Consider the following 18,059-nt stretch of genomic DNA (forward strand, 5'->3'; position numbering starts at 1 on the left):
ATTCGGGCTGGGGCGGGCAAGACCTACCCCAGCCCGACGCTCACCCTGCCCGCGATGAGGCGCGCGGGTGCGCGGCGCGATAGACGTCGAGTAGATGCGCCGCATCCACACCGGTATAGACCTGGGTCGAACTCAAGCTCGCGTGGCCCAACAGTTCCTGCAGCGCGCGCAAGTCCGCGCCGCGGCCCAGCAGATGGGTCGCGAAGCTGTGGCGCAGCGCATGCGGCGTGGTGCGATCGGACAGCCCCAGACTGGTCCGCGCCGAGCGCACGGCCTTGCGGATTGCCCCCGGCGGCAGCGGCCCGCCCCTGGCGCCGCGGAACAGTGGCAGATCGCGGCCGGTGCCCCAGGGGCAGGCCTCGACATAGGCTTCGATTGCAGTGCGGACCTCCGGCAGCAACGGCACGTCGCGCGTCTTGTCGCGCTTGCCGGTGACGCGGAGCGTGGAGCCGAGCGGCAGCGCCGCGCCGGTCAGCGCCACCGCCTCGCCGATGCGCAGGCCCGCGCCGTACAGCAGCAACAGCACGGCCCAGTCGCGCGCGGCGATCCAGGGCTCGCTGGCTTCGTCCGACGCCCATTCGGCGAGCGCCACCGCCTCGTGCGGCGCGATCGGGCGGGGCAGGCCCTTCTTCACCTTCGGGCCGCGCAGACGGGGAAGCTGGGCATCGTCGCCGCCCGCGAACTTCAGGAAGGCGCGCACGGCGGAAAGCTCGCGCGCAGCGGAGGCGTTGGACAGACCCTCGCCGCGGCGGTGGGCGAGGTACGCGCGAAGATCGGCAGCGCTGACCTTGACGAGCGCGTCCTGCGCGACCGGGCCGCCCCAATGTCCCTGCAGAAAGCCGAGCAGCCGGATCGCGGTCGCCTCATAGGCGCGGATGGTGTGCACCGAGCGCCGCCGGTCGCGGCCAAGATGCTCGGCGAAGCGGCGCGGCAGGGGGAGGTCGGTCATGGTCCATCGCTAGCATCGTTCTCATCGCTCAGCCACGGGAACGCCCCGCCATCGAAAAGACGAGCTTGAACGCAAGGCGTGCGATGCGGATTTCGAAAGAGATGTGGCTCAGCCGGAACATGCGAGGACTCCTCAAGATAGACTCGCCGAAGCGAGCAGCAGCGCCGCAGTACCATTCACCACCACCAGCAAGCGCGGAGAGAAAGCTCCGTTTCGGGCGTACGGCGCTTGTTAGGTCACATACGAACATGTATAGAACATTGGAGGATCTAGGGGAGAACAGATGTCGTTCCGGTTGCGCGTACAAGGGCCTCGCGCATGCTTCCCCCGGCCGGAATTCCGCCGGGATCAAATTAGCTACGATGTGATTCCGCCGTTCGTCGCCCGAGCTATTTTCAACGCGATTTACTGTCGCAGTGCGATGCGATGGCACATCGACGCCATCCAGGTACTAAACCCAATTCGGTTCATCGAAGAGCGTTCGCCGAACCGACGATTGCTGCTCGCCGAGCCGCATTATCTGATCGATGGTCATTTCTCGGTCAAAGCCAACGCCAATGCGGCCCAATTCACCAAGATGTTCCTCCGGAACGCACGGCGGAAGCAGTATGCGGCCACACCGTTTCTGGGGATGCCCGAATATTCGGCAGAGATTGATCTGATCGAAGAAGAGGACGATCTGGTCGCTCCGCTCAACATGCACCCCGGATCGTTGGACCTCGGGTGGCTTGCACTCGACCTGGAGGAAGGGGCCCGCCCGAATATGCAGTATTTTCGGGCGATCATGGAAGACGGCCGCATCTCCGTGCCGCCGTTAGGTAGTAACGCGCTGGCGTGCTGATCGCCGCCAGCGCGCCGGATTTCATGCGATCGTCTGGCCGGTCTTGGCCCAGTCGGCCATGAACGATTCGATGCCCTTGTCGGTCAGCGGATGCTTGACCAGCTGCTTGATGACCGCCGGCGGGGCGGTCATCACGTCGGCGCCGATCTTGGCGGCCTGCAGCACGTGGATCGGGTGGCGGACGCTGGCGACCAGGATCTCGGTGCCGAAGTCGTAATTGTCGTAGATCAGGCGGATGTCTTCGATCAGGTCCATGCCGTCGAAGCCGATATCGTCATGCCGGCCGACGAAGGGCGAGATGAAGGTCGCCCCCGCCTTGGCCGCGAGCAGCGCCTGGTTGGCCGAGAAGCAGAGCGTCACATTGACCATCGTGCCGTCGTCGGTGAGCGCCTTGCACGCCTTGAGGCCATCGATCGTCAGCGGCAGCTTGACCGCGACATTGTCGGCGATCTTCCGGACGATTTCCGCCTCGCGCATCATGCCTTCAAAATCGAGCGCGACGACCTCGGCCGAGACCGGGCCCTCGACGATCCCGCAGATCTCCCCCACCACTTCGAGGAAGTTGCGGCCCGACTTGGCGATCAGCGACGGGTTGGTGGTGACGCCGTCGAGCAGACCCGCATCGGCCAGGTCGCGGATGTCGTCGATGATGGCGGTGTCGGCGAAGAACTTCATGGCAGAACCTTCCAGTGGAGTGTCGCCGACCGCCTAGCCGACCCGGCCGCGCCGGGCAAACCCCTGCGAACGGTTGCCGTAGACCAGCATCAGCTTCACCTGCGGCTTCTGCAGCTTGGCCACGGTGACGCGATAGGTGCCGGGTTCGAGGCGATAGTACACGATCTTTTCGATCTTCGCGCATGTGACACCCGGCGCGCGGGAGGCCATGCGCAAGGGCCGGCCGCTGCCCCTGGCGACGTCGATCCAGCCGGGCTGGTCCGCGGCGATGCCAAAGGTGCCGGCCTTGCGGATCGTCACCTGGGTTTCCGCCGCGCCGTGCTTCGCGGCAATGGTCGTTGCATGGCGGGTATCGAGCCCGTCGGCGCTGCGTTCCCAGCCCGACAAGGATCGCGGAAGCTCGGCGCACTGCGGCACCGTCATGGCTAGTCCAGCTATCAGTATCAGCATCGCCGACTCCCCTGTTCAGCGAGTCGCCGTTCTATATTCGTTCCAGCCGCAGAACAAGCCGACTCAGTTCGGCACCAGCATCAGCTTGGCCTTGGCCTGCTGCAGGCCGCTGGCGAAGGCGCGGTAGGTTCCCGGCACCAGCTCGAACCGCACGACCTTGCGGATCGTCGAGCAATCCGGGCCATGCCCATGCGCCACCGACTTCAGCGCCTCTCCCCCTGCAGCCCCCGGCAGCACGTCGATCCAGCCGGGCTGGTCGAGCGCGATGCCATAGGTACCGGCCTTGGCGATGCGGAATTCGATCATCGCGGCGCGCCCCGGCTTGGCGCCCTTGGGCAGGCCCTTGAGCGTCGACGCATCGACCGTCGCCAGCGACACCGCCTTGTCCGCCACCAGCTCGTCGCCCGGCATGCTCCAGCCGGCGAGCGCGACCGGCAGGCTGGCGTCGGGCGCCTTGCAGGCGGTGGTCGCCTGGGCGGGCACGGTCTGGGGAAGCGCAAGGGGCGCGAGCATCAGGGCGAGCAATAGCATGAGCGGGTCTCCTTGGCAGACGAACCGGCGATCGGGGATTCCCGTTCCGCCGAAAATGCCCATATGAGGGGCCGATCATGTCCCGCGCGCGCATTCTCGTCCTCCATCCGGCTCTGGGGCCGCTCGATTATCGCGTGCCGCACGGCATGACGGTCGAGCCCGGCAGCATCGTCATCGTGCCGATCGGCCCGCGCCAGTTCGCCGGCGTCGTGTGGGAGCCCGAACGGCTGCCCACCGAGGAAATCGGCGACAATCGCCTCCGCGCGATCCTCGCCGTCGCCGACGCGCCCCCGATCCCCGCGCCCGTGCGGCGGCTGATCGAATGGACGGCGGATTATTATCTCGCCCCGCCCTCCTCGGTGCTGGCGATGACGCTGCGCACCTCGGCGGCGTTCGAGGCGGCGCCGACGATCACCGAATATCGCGCTACGGGCGTAATCCCTGATCGCCTGACCCCGCAACGCGCCCAGGCGCTGGAGCGAATCGGCGAGCGCCAGGGGCTGGTGCGCGAGCTGGCGGCCCTTGCCGAAGTTTCCGACGCGGTGATTCGCGGGCTGGTGAAGACCGGCGCGATCGAAGCGGTGACGGTCGACACCCAGGCGCCCTACCCGCTCCCCGACCCGGCCTTCGCGCCCCCCGAGCTCAACCCCGCCCAGGGGGCGGTGGCGGGCGGCCTGCGCACCGCAGTGGAGACCGCCGCCTTCCAGCCGTTCCTGCTCGACGGCGTCACCGGATCGGGCAAGACCGAAGTCTATTTCGAGGCGGTCGCCGCGGCGATCGAGGCCGGCAAGCAGACCCTAGTGCTGCTCCCCGAAATCGCGCTGACCGAACCCTTCCTCACCCGCTTCGCTGGCCGCTTCGGCTGCGAGCCGGTGGCGTGGCATTCGGGCCTGCGCAGCTCCGAGCGCCGCCGCGCCTGGCGCGCGATCGCCAGCGGCGAGGCGATGGTGACGGTGGGCGCGCGCTCGGCCTTGTTCCTCCCCTATCCCAAGCTCGGCCTGATCGTGGTCGACGAGGCGCACGAGACCAGCTTCAAGCAGGAAGAGGGCGTGCACTATCACGCCCGCGACGTGGCGGTGATGCGCGGCATGTTCGAGCGCTGCCCGGTCGTGCTCGCCTCCGCCACTCCGGCGATCGAGACGCGGCACCAGGTGGAAATGGGCCGCTATGCCGAGCTCAAGCTGCCGGGCCGCTACGGCGCTGCCGAACTGCCGAGGATCGAGCCGATCGACCTGATCCGCGAGCCGCCGGAACGCGGCCGCTGGCTCGCCCCGCGGCTGGTCGCGGCGATCGAGGAGACGCTCAAGCGCGGCGAACAGTCGCTGCTGTTCCTCAACCGCCGCGGCTATGCACCGCTGACCTTGTGCCGCCACTGCGGCCACCGCTTCCAGTGCCCGAACTGCACGGCGTGGATGGTCGAGCACCGGCTGCTCCACCGCCTGTCGTGCCACCATTGCGGCCACACCATGCCGACGCCGAGCATGTGCCCCGAGTGCAAGTCCGACGACACGCTGGTCGCCTGCGGCCCCGGCGTCGAGCGCATCGCCGACGAGGTGGCGGCGCTGTGGCCCGAGGCGCGCACCGCCATCGTCACCTCGGACACGCTCTGGTCCCCGGCCAAGGCGGCCGAGTTCGTGTCCCGGATGGAGCATGGCGCGATCGATATCGTCGTCGGTACCCAGCTCGTCACCAAGGGCTATCACTTTCCGAACCTCACGCTGGTCGGCGTGGTCGATGCCGATCTCGGGCTGGACGGTGGCGATCTCCGCGCGTCCGAGCGCACCTTTCAGCAGATCATGCAGGTCTCGGGCCGCGCCGGTCGCGGCGAGAAACCCGGTACGGTGTTCATCCAGACGCACGCGCCCGAGGCGCAGGTGATGCAGGCGCTGTTTTCGGGCGATGCCGAGGCCTTCTATGCCGCCGAGACCGAGGCGCGGCGCGAGGCCGATGCGCCGCCCTTCGGCCGCTATGCTGCGATCATCGTCTCCTCGGAGGACAAGGCCGCGGCGGAGGAAGCCGCACGGATGATCGGCCGCTCGGCGCCAGAACTCGCCGAAATGCACGTCTATGGCCCCGCCCCCGCGCCGCTGGCAATGCTGCGCGGCCGGCACCGTTTCCGCCTGCTCGTCCACGCCAAGCGCAGTTTCGATGTGCAGGACGTGATCCGCGACTGGCTGGGCGGGCTCAGCTGGAGCCCGCGCGTGCGGGTCGCGGTCGACGTGGATCCCTACAGCTTCGTTTGAGCGCGCCGATTCGATTTGCCATCGTCCGCGCACGCGATATCGTCATGCGGGGGACGATGGGGGATGCGCATGAAGTGGTTGGCGTTGCTGGCGTCGGTTCTGGCGGGCTTCGTCGCAGGCCCGGCATGGGCCGACTGGCGCGTGGCCGAAACCGCGCATTTCATCGTCTATGCCAACGCCTCCGAAGCGGCGCTGCGCCGCAATGCCGAGCGGCTGGAAAAGTTCGACAAGGCGCTGCGCCTGTGGCGCGGCATACCGGAATCCTCACTGGGCAAGGCCGGGCGGGTGACCGTTTATTTCGTCAGCAACGAGGATCGTGTCGCCGCACTTGCCGGCAGCGCCAACGTTGCAGGCTTCTACATTCCGCGCGCCGGTGCCTCGGTAGCGTTCGTGCCCAGCGATCTGTCGAGCGACGGGCCGCTCGCGCTCGGCTCGCAACAGGTGCTGCAGCATGAATATGCCCACCATTTCATGTTCACCACCTGGCCGGATGCGGCCTTCCCGTCCTGGGTGTCCGAAGGCTGGGCCGAGTTCCACGCCACCGCCAGCTTCGATCGCGACGGCAACCTGCAGTTCGGCAGCGCCCCCCAATATCGCGCTTATGAGCTGCTGACCGGCAACCCGTTGCCGATACAGCAGATTCTGGCCGGTGCGGCGGGCAAGCTGCGCGCAGACCAGCGCGACGCGCTGTATGGGCGCGGCTGGGCGCTGGTCCATTATCTGACCTTCGAGCCGAGCCGCAAAGGCCAGTTGAGCGCCTATCTTCATGCCATCACCAACGAGCGGAAGTCGCCCGAAGCCGCGGCCGCCGCGTTCGGGGATCTCCGAGCGCTGGACAAGGAGCTCGAGCGGTTCCTCCAGAAGCCGCAGATCAACGGCTTCCGTATCCGGGCGGAAAATCTCGCCATCCCGCCGGTAACCCTTCGGCTGCTGCGGCCGGGCGAAGCCGCAATCCTGCCGGTGCGGATCCGATCGGACGCCGGCGTGGACGAGAAGACCGCCCCGGACGTCTATGCCGATGCCAAGAGGATCGCGGCACGCTTCCCCGACGATGCCGAGGTACAGCGCGCGCTGGCCGAGGCGGCTTATGACGCGGGCGACTATCCCGCCGCGCTCGCCGCCGCCGACCGCGCCATCGCTGCCGACCCGAAGTTCGTCGAAGCGCATTGCTATCGCGCGATGGCGCAGATGGCGATCGCCAAGGCCGCGAAGGACGAGAAGCCCGAGACCTGGACCGACATCCGTCGCACGATCGGCCGTGCCAACCGGCTCGATACCGAGGATCCGCGGCCGTTGATCCTGTTCTTTCGCAGCTATGCCGATCGCCTTCAATGGCCGCCCGAAATCGCACGCGACGGCCTGATGCACGCGTTCGAACTTGCGCCGCAGGACCGGGGGTTGCGGATGCAGGCCGCGGGGGTGCTGGTGGCCGAGAAGAAGCTGGCCGTCGCGCGGGCGATGCTGCTGGTGCTCACCTATGATCCGCACGCCTCGGGCCTGGGCGCGGCGGCCTCCAAGATGATCGACACGATCGATGCGCAGCTGAAGGCCGGGGCGGAACCGGCGTCTGCACCCACGCCCACCCCGGCGAATTAGCGGCGTTGGCGCGGCCCCGCTTGAACCGACGCCGCTTTTCGCCGAAAGCGCCGCCCATGGCTAGAACCGGGGTGTTTCCGCGCATGCGGCAGGTGATCATGCTGGTGGTGATGCTGCTCGCCTGGAGTGTGCCGGCGCATGCCGACGACATCTCCGCGGCGGGGCGCGGGGTAGTGCGGATCGTCACCATCGCGGTCGCCGACGACGAAGTGGTCGGCTTCGGCCATGGCAGCGGCTTCGCGGTCGCGCCCAACCGCGTCGTTACCAACGCGCATGTCGTCGAGCTCGCCTCGCGCTATCCCGGCAACGTCGTGATCGGCGTGGTGCCGTCCGAGGGCAGCAAATCCTTCCAGGGCAAGCTGATCGCGATCGACACCAAGCGAGACCTGGCGCTGATCGAGTTCAGCGGCGCCAAGCTGCCGACGCTGGCGCTGTCCAGCGGCGCGGTGACCGACGGCGAGACGCTGATCGCGCTCGGCTATCCCGGCAATGTCGACATCGCCACGGCGCGCTCGGCGGCGGACTTCATCACCCCGCAATCGCCGGTCCGCTCGCAGGGCGGTTTCGCCGGTACGCGCACGCTGGAGGGCATTTCGGTGCTGCTCCACACCGCCAATATCGCGCGCGGCAATTCGGGTGGCCCGCTGCTTGATGCGTGCGGTCGGGTGCTCGGCGTCAACTCGGCGATCACCAACAGCGAGGAAGGCGATTCGACCTTTGCCTTTGCGATCGCCTATCCCGAGCTGACCGCCTTCCTCACCCAGGCGAAGCAGCCCTTCGTCTCGATCGCGGCGCCGTGCATCAGCGTCGACCAGCGCAATGCGCTCGACAAGGCGGCCGAGGAGAAGGACCGCGCCGACATCGCCAACCGGAACGCGCAGGCCGAATCCGCCGCCGCACGTGCGCGCGAAGCGGCGATCGACAAGGCGCGGGCGGCCAACGAGTCGGCGCGCGAGACCTATATGGCAGGCGCCGCGGTGCTGCTGGTGTTCGGTGCGCTGGCGCTGGGCGCGGCGGGGCTGCTGCTCTCGCGCGATCAACAGCGCCCGGGCATCTGGACCGCGGTGGGCGGCGGCGCGCTGCTGCTCGGCGCAGTCGCGCTGTTCGTGCTGCGGCCGAGCTTCGACGAGGCGAGCATCGCCGCGCCGGGCGAGGGCAACCAGACCGCCGAGGCCAAGCTGCCAGCGGATGCCGCAGAGGGCCCGCTGGTCTGCACGCTCCAGCCCGATCGCAGCCGGATCACCGTCTCGCCGGGCGAAGCGGTGAAGCTGAATGTCGGGCCCGATGGCTGCTTCGACGGCGGCACGCAGTACGCCGAATCCGGCCGCCGCTGGCAGCGCGTGCTCGTCCCCGCCGACGAGCAGACGGTGACGGTGCGCGAGTTCGATCCGGACAGCGGCACGCTCACCGACACGCGCTATTTCCTCTCCGCCGCGGACATGCAGAAGGTGCGCGACGTGAAGCCGACGGTGCCGGTGAACCAGTGCACCGCCGATCAGGCCAAGCGCGCGAGCCTCGCCAGCCTCCAGCAGCTGATGCGCGCGACATTGCCGCCGGCCTATAACGAGAAGCTGGTCTATCACTGCGCGCCGGGCGGGGCGCAGTAGGCTACTTCCGCTCGCGCACGCCTTCGCGCGACCGCAGCGTGCGTTTGCGCTCCAGCCCATAGGCATAGCCCCCCATGCTGCCGTCGCCGCGCTGGGCGCGGTGGCACGGGATGGCGAGCGCGACCGGGTTCGCCCCGCACGCCGTGCCCGCCGCGCGGACGGCGCCCGGATTGCCCGCCATCGCCGCGAGTTCAGCATAGCTGCGCGTTTCACCCGGCGGGATCGTGCGCAGCGCCTGCCACACCGCCTCCTGGAAGGCCGTGCCCTGCACGTCGAGCGGCAGGTCGCGCTGGCGATTGGGATCCTCGACCAGCGCCACCACCTCGGCCGCCAGCGCCGCGAAGTCCGCGTCGCCGGGTACCACCGCCGCGGCAGGGAAGCGGCGGGCGAGCATCGCGGCATCTTCGTCGAAGGCGATGCGGCACAGGCCCTTGTCGGTCGCAGCGATGAGCAGCGGGCCGAGGCTGGTGTCGGCAAGCGTCCAGCGGATCGTCACTCCTGCCCCACCGGCACGCCACGCGCTCGGCACCATGCCAAGCCGCGCGCCTGCCTCGGCATAGAAGCGGCTGGGGGCCGAATAGCCGGCGGCATAGATTGCCTGGGTCACGCTGTCCTCCTCGTCGAGTGCCGTGGCCGCCCGGCGCGCGCGCAGGCCCCGCGCATAGGCGGCGGGGGTCACGCCGGTCGCGCGTTTGAACAGCCGGTTAAAATGGTGCGGCGCATAGCCGACCGCGGCGGCCAGCGCCTCGAGCTCGATCGTCTCCTCCGCCGCATCGAGCAGTTCGGTGGCGCGGGCGACGGCGATCGCACCGCGCGCCGCCTCGTCCGGCTTGCAGCGCAGACACGCGCGAAAGCCCGCGGCCACCGCCGCCGGCCCCGCATCGAAGAAGCGGACATTCTCCGGCCGCGGGCGCCGCGCCGGGCAGCTCGGCTTGCAATAGATGCCAGTGGTGGTCACCGCGACGACGAAGCGCCCGTCCTGCGCCCGATCGCGTGCGGCGAAGGCGTTCCAGCGGGCATCGTGCAGGGCAGCGGCAGCGGTCATGCGAGCGCTATACGCCCATTGGCCTAGTTGAAGCATCCCGCGCCATGCGCTCAAAGACGCGATGCTTGCAGTCGGCGCGCATTGCTGGCAACGTTAACGTTAACACGTGGGTCGGCGCGGAAGTTTGGAGAGTGCATGTCCTTCTGGCACCGCACGAGCGCGCTGCGCTGGTGGATCATCGGCATCGTCATGCTGGGCACGATGCTCAACTATCTGACGCGGAGCACGCTGGCGCTCGCGGCGCCGAGCTTCATGGTCGACCTCCACATCAACGAGCAGCAATATTCCTACATCACCGCCGCTTTCCAGGGCGGCATCATGCTGCAGCCGGTGGTCGGCTATATCCTCGATGTGGTCGGCCTGCGCTCGGGCATGGCGCTGTTCGCCGCGGGCTGGGGCCTGCTGAGCATGGCGCACGGGCTGGCGTTCAGTTGGCAGTGGCTGTTCGCACTCCGCGCCATGCTGGGCTTTGCCGAGGGCACCTCGCACACCGGCGGGCTCAAGGTCGTTTCCGAGTGGTTCCCGGCGCGCGAGCGCGGCTTTGCCGGTGGCATCTACAATCTCGGCGCTTCGGCGGGCGCGGCCCTGGCGGCGCCGCTGGTGGCAGGATCGATCGCGCTGTGGAACTGGCGCGCGGCGTTCGTCGTCACCGGCGTGCTGGCGCTGCTCTGGGCGCTGCTCTGGCTGGTCAATTATCGCACGCCGCAGACCCATCCGAGCATCTCGGAGCAGGAACGCGACCTGATCCTCAGCGGCCAGGAAGCGCACATCCAGGAACGCGCCGAGCGCCCCTCGCCGCTCCGCCTGCTCACCCAGCGCAATTTCTGGGGCATCGCGCTGCCGCGCTTCCTCGCCGACCCGACCTGGGGGACGCTCACCTTCTGGATGCCGCTCTATCTGGTCAAGGTGCGCGGCTTCAACCTCACCGAAATCGCGGTCTCCGCCTTCCTGCCCTTCATCGCCGCCGACCTGGGCTGCATGTTCGGCCCGGCGCTGGCGCTGTTCCTCCAGCGGCGCGGGATTAGCCTGATCAACGCGCGGCGCTGGACCTTCACCTTCGGCGCACTGCTGATGACCGGCATGGTGTTCGTCGCCAGCGTCGAGAATGCCTGGGCAGCGGTGGCTTTGCTCTGCCTCGGCGGCTTCGCGCACCAGACCCTTTCGGTCACCGTCATCACCATGGCGACCGACCTGTTCCCGCGCAACGAGCTCGGCACCGTCGCCGGCCTTGCCGGCACCTTCGCCAATGGCAGCATCCTCATTTTCACGCTGCTGATCGGCGGGCTGGTCGCCTCGCTTGGCTATGGCCCCTTCTTCATCGCCCTCGGGCTGCTCGACCTCGTCGCCGCCCTTCTTCTCTGGACCCTCGTCAAGGCGCCCCGATGATCCGCAATCCGATCCTGCCCGGCTTCAACCCCGATCCGTCGATCTGCCGCGTCGGCGACGACTATTATATCGCGACCTCGACCTTCGAGTGGTTCCCCGGCGTGCAGATCCACCACAGCCGCGACCTCGCCAACTGGACGCTGGTCGCCCGGCCGCTGGTGCGCGCGTCGCAGCTCGACATGCGCGGCGATCCGGACAGCTGCGGGGTGTGGGCGCCGTGCCTCACCCATGACGGAACGCGCTTTCACCTGCTCTACACCGATGTGAAGCGCTATGGCCGCACGACGATGGGCGGCGCCTCGGGCGCATCGCTGCGCGACTTCCACAATTACCTCGTCACCTGCGAGACGATCGACGGCACCTGGTCCGATCCGATCCACCTCAATTCGAGCGGGTTCGACCCCTCGCTGTTCCACGATAACGACGGCCGCAAATGGGTGGTGAACCAGCTCTGGGACCATCGCCCCGGCCGCAACCGCTTCGCCGGAATCGTGCTGCAGGAATATGATGCCGAGGCGGGCAAGCTGGTGGGGACACGCACCAACATCTTCCCCGGCACCGCACTCGGGCTGACCGAGGCGCCGCACCTCTATCGCCGCGGCGAGTTCTATTACCTCCTCACCGCGGAGGGCGGCACCGGCTGGAACCATGCCGTCACCATGGCGCGATCGCGGAAGATTACCGGGCCGTACGAGCTGCATCCGGACACCTATATCCTCTCCAGCCGCACCCGCCCCGACGCGGTGCTGGCGCGCGCAGGCCATGCCGATCTGGTCCACACGGCCGAAGGCGAACCCTGGCTCGCCTATCTGTGCGGCCGCCCGCTGCCGAATCGCGGCCGCTGCGTGCTCGGCCGCGAGACCGCGATCCAGCCGATGCGCTGGGCCGAGGATGGCTGGCTCTACACCCGCGACGGCCGCGGCTTGCCCGAACTGGAAGTGCCCGCGCTCAGCAACACGGGGACACCCGCGCGGCCGACCGAGGAACGCCACGACTTCGACTCGGCCACGCTGCCGATCGACCTGCAATGGCTGCGCACCCCCGAGCCCGACCGGATCTTCAGCCTCACCGCGCGGCCCGGCCATCTCCGCCTGTTCGGGCGCGAGACGATCGGCAGCGTCTTCACCCAGGCGCTGGTCGCGCGGCGGCTCCAGGCCTTCTGCACCTCGACCAGCTGCGTGCTCGACTTCGAGCCGCAGGATTTCCAGCAGGCAGCGGGGCTGGTCGTCTATTACAACAGCACCAAGTTCCACTATCTCCATGTCAGCCACGACGAGGATGTGGGCCGCCATCTCCGCGTGATGACAGCGCTGCCCGACGCCCCCCAGGGCGACGCTTTCACCGCGCCGATCCCGCTGCCGGCGGGTCCGATCGAACTACGCTGCGAAATGGATTACGAGCGGCTGCGCTTCGGCTGGCGGATGGCGGGCGCGGAGGCCTGGCACTGGCTTCCCGAACTGTTCGACACCTCGATCCTCTCCGACGAGGCGAGCGCCCCCGGCCTCCCCAACTTCACCGGCGCGTTCATCGGCATAGCCTGCCAGGACATGAGCGGCACGGGGATGCCGGCGGACTTCGACTGGTTCGCCTATCGCGAGCGCGCCTTTTCGCCGAATCTGCCCGATGGTCTAGTCTAAACGCCCGTTCGAGGACACGCACGCGGCAGATCGGGCAGACGCGCTGCACTGTCGCGCCGGTTTCTCTTGTCTACGACACCGTCTTGCGGCATTTATTTCGCACCGATCCGCTGGCGTGGCGTATTTGCAGTGGAACTATGCCGGGCATGCGGTGAGAGCAATTTACGCAGCTTTACAGCAGAATTTCATTCCTCTCATCCCGCAGGTGACTCGATGATCGGACTTCTTCTTGGCGCGTTGATTCTCGGCCAGACCCAGACACCGCAGGTGCCGCAACAGACCTACCAGTCGCGGTCGCCAACGATTCCGGGTGAGGCCATGGCACGCGCGCAGCAAACCACGGCCCTCGACCCCGTAGCGATCCGAAAGATGCAGGCGTTCGGCAAGTGCGTCGCGCAGCGCCATCCGCAGCAAGCGGCCGCATTGCTGCAGATGGATTTCACCTCGCCGCAATATCAGCAGGGCCTCCGCAAGCTGGCGATCTCGCAAAAGGGCTGCCTCGGCGGAAACGTGCGCGCGCAGTTCGCGGGTGTCGTGTTTGCCGGCGCTTTGGCGGAGCAACTGCTTGCATCGACCGGCGATCTCGCCAGCGCGCTGACCTACGATCCGGCCAAAGCTGCGGTGAAGACGTTCAGCCCGTCCGATTATATCGCGGCCTGCGTCGCCCGTACCGCCCCGAAGGACGTTGCCGGGCTGCTGGCTGCCCCGGTGGCGACCGACACTGAGAGAAACGCCATCCGCCAGCTGGTTCCGGTGGTGCAGCAGTGCACCTCGAACGGCCAGCAAGCACGCTTCAACCAGCCGGGCCTGCGCGCGATCCTGGCGACGGCATCCTATCGCATCGTGATGGCGAGCAAGAAGAACGCGGCCGCCGGCTGACGTCGCCGGGCTACGGACATGCGGAGAGGGGCGGCGCGGAACGACGGCATCTTGCATGCCGATCCAAAAGGCGTCGCCTTTCCTGTCGGCCGAGAATAGGCTCGATTGTCAGCGAATGGCGTTTCCGGACAGCATGCCCTCCGCGGGGCAGAGGCAATCCAGCCTGAATCGCCGCGACTACCCGTCCTCGCGCAACATGCTCGCGCGCCGCAACCGCGCCTCCAGATCCTCCACCATTCGCTCGCGGCTCCGAAACGCATGCTGCAAATCCCGTTGGCTGAGCGGCATCAGGAATTCGCAGCCGTGGCGCGTGTCCTCGCGCCACACCACCCGCGCCTCGCGCGCGCCGGCGCCCGACATGCCGATCCAGATCAGCGTGCCCTCGGGCAGCGCGACATCCGCCTTGAACAGGAAGCCGGTGCGCGAGAAATTCTCGACCACCGCGTCGAACGGGCGCCCGTCCATGCCGCGCACCGTGGTTTCCCGATTCACCAGGAAGCGCACCGCGCCGCGCGCGTCCATGCTTCCCCAAACTTCCAGTCGCGCGACGAGCACCAGCAGCTGTTTCCCTTGCCCCAGGCTTCCGCCACTACCGCAATCGGGGTTAACGCCTGACCAACAGGCGACCAGATCCTTGACGCGGCGCAGCATCGCTGCCATATGCGCCATCACGACGAGGCATTTACATGCAGCGTGATCGGCGGCGCGCCCCAAGCGGGGACCTGCTCCGCTAGGCTCTGCTTCGTCGCTTATCGGCTTCCCAAATCACGCGGGGCGTCACTTGTTGACCCCGCCTTCGCGTGCGCCCTTTGAAGATGCGTGCGCGCCGGCCGCATCCATAAGGTACTACCATGTTATTCCAAGACCTCGGCCTTTCCGAGACCGTCCTCGCTGCGCTCGCGGCGAAGGGCTATAATGAAGCCACGCCGATCCAGGCGCAGTCGATCCCCGCGCTGCTCGAAGGCCGCGACCTGCTCGGCATCGCGCAGACCGGCACCGGCAAGACCGCCGCGTTCATGCTGCCGTCGATCGATCGCCTGATCGCCAGCGGCAAGCGTCCGCAGCCGCGCGGCTGCCGTATGCTCGTCCTCGCGCCGACGCGCGAGCTCGCCGCGCAGATCGCCGACAATGCCAAGCATTATGCCAGCGGCACCGGCCTGCGCATCGCCACCGTGTTCGGCGGCACCTCGGTCCACAAGAACAAGACCGATCTGGCGCGCGGCGTCGACATCCTCGTCGCCACGCCGGGCCGCCTCGTCGACCTGCTCGATCAGCATTTCCTGATCCTGCTGGGCATCGAGATCCTGGTGCTCGACGAAGCCGACCAGATGCTCGACCTGGGCTTCATCCATGCGCTGCGCCGCATCGTGAAGGAGCTGCCGACCAAGCGCCAGTCGCTGTTCTTCTCGGCGACCATGCCGAAGACGATCCGCGAGCTGGCCAGCCAGTTCATCCACAACCCGGTCGAAGTGAAGGTGACCCCGGTCGCCACCACCGCCGAGCGTGTCGAGCAGTTCGTCACCTATGTGACGCAGGCCGAAAAGCAGGCGCTGCTGACGATCCAGCTGCGCAACCCGGAAATCGACCGCGCGCTGATCTTCACGCGCACCAAGCATGGTGCCGACCGCGTCGTGCGGCTGCTCGCCGGGAACGGCATCGCCGCCAACGCGATCCACGGCAACAAGAGCCAGCCGCAGCGTGAGCGCGCGCTGGGCGAGTTCCGCTCGGGCAAGGTCAAGCTGATGGTCGCGACCGACATCGCCGCGCGCGGCATCGACGTCTCGGGCGTCAGCCATGTGTTCAACTTCGAGCTGCCGAACGTTCCGGAGCAGTATGTCCACCGCATCGGCCGCACCGCGCGCGCCGGCGCCGACGGCATCGCGATCAGCTACTGCGCCGATGACGAGCGTCCGTACCTGAAGGACATCGAGCGGCTGACCCGCCAGAAGCTCACCGTGCAGCCGCTGCCGGAGAACTTCACGGCCGAGTCCGACAAGATCAAGTCGACCCGGTCGCCGATGCCGGCGAGCCGCGACGAGCAGAACGGCCGCAACGGCCGCGCGATGCAGCATGCCTCGGGTCGTCGTGGCGACGGCCAGCCGGGCGGTCGCGGTCGTGGTGGTCCGCGCAGCGATGCACCGCGTAGCGGCGAGCCGCGCCGGGCCGAGGGCGGTCCGCGCAGCGACCAGCCGCGTCGCGCCGAAGGTGCCGGCCATGCCGGTGCGGGTGCCGGCGCCGGTCGCAGTCCGGGTGCGCCCAAGCGCAAGTTCAACGCGCGTCCGGCCGGCAGCGGCCAGGGTCGCCCCGGCGGCGGCAATCGCGGCCAGGGCGGCGGCGCGGGTCGTTCGCGCTGACACCTAAACTCCTCCCCGGCACGGGGAGGGGGACCGAGCGGCGCAGCCGCGTGGTGGAGGGGCCGCGCCGAAAGGCGCGGTCTTTCGCGTTCTGAGGCTGGGGAATACCGCCGCGTGCCGCGGCGGCCCCTTCACCACCGCCTTCGGCGGCGGTCCCCAGCATCGGGTCGATCGTGCCCCCGGCACGATCTTGGATTGCCGGGGGCAATCCAACCCGATGCTCGTTCCGGGGAGGAATTGGCAGCACCCCGTCCCAACCCGGCACGGCTGTGCCAAAGCCGGTCATTCACCAATTTCAATAAGCTAGCCCCGGCCCCCATGCGCCCGCTAGCGCTCGTCCCCACAACAGGTGGGAACAGAAGACGATGCGCAATGCCCTGATGGCCGCAGCCCTGGCGCTCGGCGCGGTGGTGCCGGCAGCCGCCCATGCGACGGTGGTGATCACCGGCTATGACGACGATCCCGGCTATCTCGCCGCGGACCAGATGATCTACACCCCCACCGGTTTCGTCGGCAACTGGCCGGGCATGAGCCGCTTCCGCTTCACCGGCACCGAGGACGGCAAGACGGTGGAATTCCTCACCTATTGCGCCGACGCCTTCACCGCGATCGGCACCGGCAGCTTCGAGCGCACCGGCATCTCCGCCGTGCTCGGCGACGTCACCCGCCAGCAGCAGTTGCTCACCCTGCTCACCCATTCGGAGGTGCTGCTGGGCAACGAACAGGATCTGCTCGGCCGCAAGACCATCTCCGCCGCCACCCAGCTCGCGGTGTGGGAGATTCTCGAGGAGCATGGCGGCAACTACGACACCACCAGCGGCCAGTTCTACACCGTCGGCGGCAACAGCGACGATGCCCGTGCGCTGGCCAATAGCTACCTGACCCAGATCACTACCGGCGGCTGGACCGCGATCGCCGGCCACAAGCTGCAGCTGCTCTTCTCCAAGGACCAGCAGAGCCAGGTGTTCCTGAGCGGGGTGCCGGAGCCGGCCAGCTGGGCGACGATGATCGGCGGCTTCGCGCTGGTCGGCGGCATGTTCCGGCGCAAGCGTGCGGCGGCGCTGCGAGTCGCCTAACACCGGCTAATCCCATGATTTCGGGGCAGGCGAGGCCATCGCCTGCCCTTTTTCTTGGGCGCTTCCAGACACGTCCAAACGCAAACATGAAACCAGCGTGTGACGTTTCGGCGACTCGGGTTGCATACGGCCAAGCGCGATGCTAGCAGCCCGGCAACCCATCGGGGGCGCAGTTTGCGTCGCCCCCCTTTTGTGCATGGGGTCACTTCCGACCCTCCGAGAGGAAACGAATCGCGTGGAGAATTCCGGCGGTATTCAGGCCAGCCTAAGCGGACGCTACGCAACCGCGCTCTTCGAGCTGGCACGTGACGCCAAGGCCATCGAGGCCGTCGAAGCGAGCCTTGCGACCGTGCGGGCGGCGCTCGACGAATCGCCCGAGTTCAAGGCGCTCACCACCAGCCCGTTGATCGGCCGCAAGGACGCCGGCAAGGCCGTCGCGGCTGCGGCGGGCGTGATGGGCCTGGATGCGACGACGACCAAGTTCCTCGGCGTACTCGCCGAGAACCGTCGTCTGGCGCAGCTGCCGGCGATCATCCGCACCTTCCGTGCGCTGGCGACCAGCCACCGCGGCGAGACGACCGCGGAAGTGATCTCGGCACACCCGCTCAATGCCGAACAGGTCGATGCGCTCAAGCAGCAGCTTCGCACCCGTATCGGCCGCGAGGTCTCGGTCGACCTGTCGGTGGACCCCTCGCTGCTCGGCGGCCTGGTCGTGAAGATCGGCAGCCAGATGATCGATTCGTCGATCAAGACCCGACTGAACTCCCTCGCGCACGCGATGAAAGGCTGA

General features: G+C 68.0%; 16 protein-coding genes. 10 read left to right on the forward strand and 6 right to left on the reverse strand.

The genetic code is table 11. The features are described 5' to 3' along the window. Positions 1-40: 40 nt before the first annotated feature. Positions 41-949, reverse strand: a complete 909-nt coding sequence (locus tag RT655_RS09275) for a tyrosine recombinase XerC (protein WP_313536283.1) — start codon at positions 947-949, stop codon at positions 41-43. A 283-nt stretch (positions 950-1,232) separates the two neighbouring features. Here RT655_RS09275 and cas5 point away from each other — a divergent pair, with 283 nt between their 5' ends. After that, positions 1,233-1,790, forward strand: a complete 558-nt coding sequence (gene cas5, locus RT655_RS09280; protein WP_313536284.1) for a CRISPR-associated protein Cas5 — start codon at positions 1,233-1,235, stop codon at positions 1,788-1,790. Positions 1,791-1,811: 21 nt separating this feature from the next. Here the strand turns inward: cas5 and fsa are convergent, their stop codons facing one another. The 3 genes from fsa to RT655_RS09295 form a co-directional block, all read right to left on the reverse strand. Next, positions 1,812-2,465: a fructose-6-phosphate aldolase gene (gene fsa, locus RT655_RS09285; protein WP_313536285.1), complete on the reverse strand. Its 654-nt coding sequence runs from the start codon at positions 2,463-2,465 to the stop codon at positions 1,812-1,814. 33 nt (positions 2,466-2,498) lie between these two features. Further along, on the reverse strand, positions 2,499-2,915 hold the full coding sequence (locus RT655_RS09290; RefSeq protein WP_313536287.1) for a hypothetical protein: 417 nt from the start codon (positions 2,913-2,915) through the stop codon (positions 2,499-2,501). A gap of 63 nt (positions 2,916-2,978) precedes the next feature. After that, positions 2,979-3,446 (reverse strand): hypothetical protein, encoded by a 468-nt coding sequence (locus tag RT655_RS09295; RefSeq protein WP_313536289.1) that lies wholly within the window; start codon positions 3,444-3,446, stop codon positions 2,979-2,981. A gap of 77 nt (positions 3,447-3,523) precedes the next feature. Between RT655_RS09295 and RT655_RS09300 the strand changes: the two genes are divergently transcribed. From RT655_RS09300 to RT655_RS09310, 3 genes are all read left to right on the forward strand, one after another. After that, positions 3,524-5,689, forward strand: coding sequence for a primosomal protein N' (locus tag RT655_RS09300; RefSeq protein WP_313536291.1), 2,166 nt, complete (start codon positions 3,524-3,526; stop codon positions 5,687-5,689). A gap of 69 nt (positions 5,690-5,758) precedes the next feature. After that, positions 5,759-7,285, forward strand: coding sequence for a hypothetical protein (locus RT655_RS09305; protein ID WP_313536293.1), 1,527 nt, complete (start codon positions 5,759-5,761; stop codon positions 7,283-7,285). Between the two features lie 56 nt (positions 7,286-7,341). After that, positions 7,342-8,892: a serine protease gene (locus tag RT655_RS09310; protein WP_313536294.1), complete on the forward strand. Its 1,551-nt coding sequence runs from the start codon at positions 7,342-7,344 to the stop codon at positions 8,890-8,892. Position 8,893: 1 nt separating this feature from the next. On the opposite strand, the gene ada is transcribed toward RT655_RS09310, so the two are convergent. After that, the gene (ada, locus tag RT655_RS09315) at positions 8,894-9,937 is read right to left on the reverse strand and encodes a bifunctional DNA-binding transcriptional regulator/O6-methylguanine-DNA methyltransferase Ada (protein ID WP_313536296.1); all 1,044 of its coding nucleotides are present in this window, start codon (positions 9,935-9,937) and stop codon (positions 8,894-8,896) included. A 135-nt stretch (positions 9,938-10,072) separates the two neighbouring features. Between ada and RT655_RS09320 the strand changes: the two genes are divergently transcribed. The 3 genes from RT655_RS09320 (at position 10,073) to RT655_RS09330 (ending at position 13,839) form a co-directional block, all read left to right on the forward strand. Next, positions 10,073-11,323 carry an MFS transporter gene (locus RT655_RS09320; protein WP_313536298.1) on the forward strand — a complete coding sequence of 417 codons (1,251 nt, stop codon included), beginning with the start codon at positions 10,073-10,075 and terminating at the stop codon, positions 11,321-11,323. Further along, positions 11,320-12,960: a glycoside hydrolase family 43 protein gene (locus RT655_RS09325; protein WP_313536300.1), complete on the forward strand. Its 1,641-nt coding sequence runs from the start codon at positions 11,320-11,322 to the stop codon at positions 12,958-12,960. The genes RT655_RS09320 and RT655_RS09325 overlap by 4 nt, the downstream gene beginning before the upstream one ends. A 237-nt stretch (positions 12,961-13,197) precedes the next feature. Continuing rightward, the gene (locus tag RT655_RS09330) at positions 13,198-13,839 is read left to right on the forward strand and encodes a hypothetical protein (protein ID WP_313536302.1); all 642 of its coding nucleotides are present in this window, start codon (positions 13,198-13,200) and stop codon (positions 13,837-13,839) included. Positions 13,840-14,016: 177 nt separating this feature from the next. Here the strand turns inward: RT655_RS09330 and RT655_RS09335 are convergent, their stop codons facing one another. Then, positions 14,017-14,508: a PilZ domain-containing protein gene (locus RT655_RS09335; RefSeq protein WP_313536304.1), complete on the reverse strand. Its 492-nt coding sequence runs from the start codon at positions 14,506-14,508 to the stop codon at positions 14,017-14,019. 182 nt (positions 14,509-14,690) lie between these two features. Here RT655_RS09335 and RT655_RS09340 point away from each other — a divergent pair, with 182 nt between their 5' ends. From RT655_RS09340 to RT655_RS09350, 3 genes are all read left to right on the forward strand, one after another. Then, the gene (locus tag RT655_RS09340; RefSeq protein ID WP_313536305.1) at positions 14,691-16,193 is read left to right on the forward strand and encodes a DEAD/DEAH box helicase; all 1,503 of its coding nucleotides are present in this window, start codon (positions 14,691-14,693) and stop codon (positions 16,191-16,193) included. A gap of 380 nt (positions 16,194-16,573) precedes the next feature. Beyond that, positions 16,574-17,269, forward strand: coding sequence for a PEPxxWA-CTERM sorting domain-containing protein (locus RT655_RS09345; RefSeq protein ID WP_313536307.1), 696 nt, complete (start codon positions 16,574-16,576; stop codon positions 17,267-17,269). A 235-nt stretch (positions 17,270-17,504) separates the two neighbouring features. Beyond that, positions 17,505-18,059, forward strand: a complete 555-nt coding sequence (locus tag RT655_RS09350; protein WP_313536309.1) for a F0F1 ATP synthase subunit delta — start codon at positions 17,505-17,507, stop codon at positions 18,057-18,059.

The organism is Sphingomonas sp., from assembly GCF_032114135.1.
Taxonomy (GTDB): Bacteria; Pseudomonadota; Alphaproteobacteria; order Sphingomonadales; family Sphingomonadaceae; genus Sphingomonas.

Coding starts and splice junctions, on each gene's coding strand:
- RT655_RS09275 (WP_313536283.1), bottom strand. CDS start 949: ATGACCGACCTCCCCCTGCCGCGCCGCTTCGCCGAGCATCTTGGCCGC.
- cas5 (WP_313536284.1), top strand. CDS start 1,233: ATGTCGTTCCGGTTGCGCGTACAAGGGCCTCGCGCATGCTTCCCCCGG.
- fsa (WP_313536285.1), bottom strand. CDS start 2,465: ATGAAGTTCTTCGCCGACACCGCCATCATCGACGACATCCGCGACCTG.
- RT655_RS09290 (WP_313536287.1), bottom strand. CDS start 2,915: ATGCTGATACTGATAGCTGGACTAGCCATGACGGTGCCGCAGTGCGCC.
- RT655_RS09295 (WP_313536289.1), bottom strand. CDS start 3,446: ATGCTATTGCTCGCCCTGATGCTCGCGCCCCTTGCGCTTCCCCAGACC.
- RT655_RS09300 (WP_313536291.1), top strand. CDS start 3,524: ATGTCCCGCGCGCGCATTCTCGTCCTCCATCCGGCTCTGGGGCCGCTC.
- RT655_RS09305 (WP_313536293.1), top strand. CDS start 5,759: ATGAAGTGGTTGGCGTTGCTGGCGTCGGTTCTGGCGGGCTTCGTCGCA.
- RT655_RS09310 (WP_313536294.1), top strand. CDS start 7,342: ATGGCTAGAACCGGGGTGTTTCCGCGCATGCGGCAGGTGATCATGCTG.
- ada (WP_313536296.1), bottom strand. CDS start 9,937: ATGACCGCTGCCGCTGCCCTGCACGATGCCCGCTGGAACGCCTTCGCC.
- RT655_RS09320 (WP_313536298.1), top strand. CDS start 10,073: ATGTCCTTCTGGCACCGCACGAGCGCGCTGCGCTGGTGGATCATCGGC.
- RT655_RS09325 (WP_313536300.1), top strand. CDS start 11,320: ATGATCCGCAATCCGATCCTGCCCGGCTTCAACCCCGATCCGTCGATC.
- RT655_RS09335 (WP_313536304.1), bottom strand. CDS start 14,508: ATGGCGCATATGGCAGCGATGCTGCGCCGCGTCAAGGATCTGGTCGCC.
- RT655_RS09340 (WP_313536305.1), top strand. CDS start 14,691: ATGTTATTCCAAGACCTCGGCCTTTCCGAGACCGTCCTCGCTGCGCTC.
- RT655_RS09345 (WP_313536307.1), top strand. CDS start 16,574: ATGGCCGCAGCCCTGGCGCTCGGCGCGGTGGTGCCGGCAGCCGCCCAT.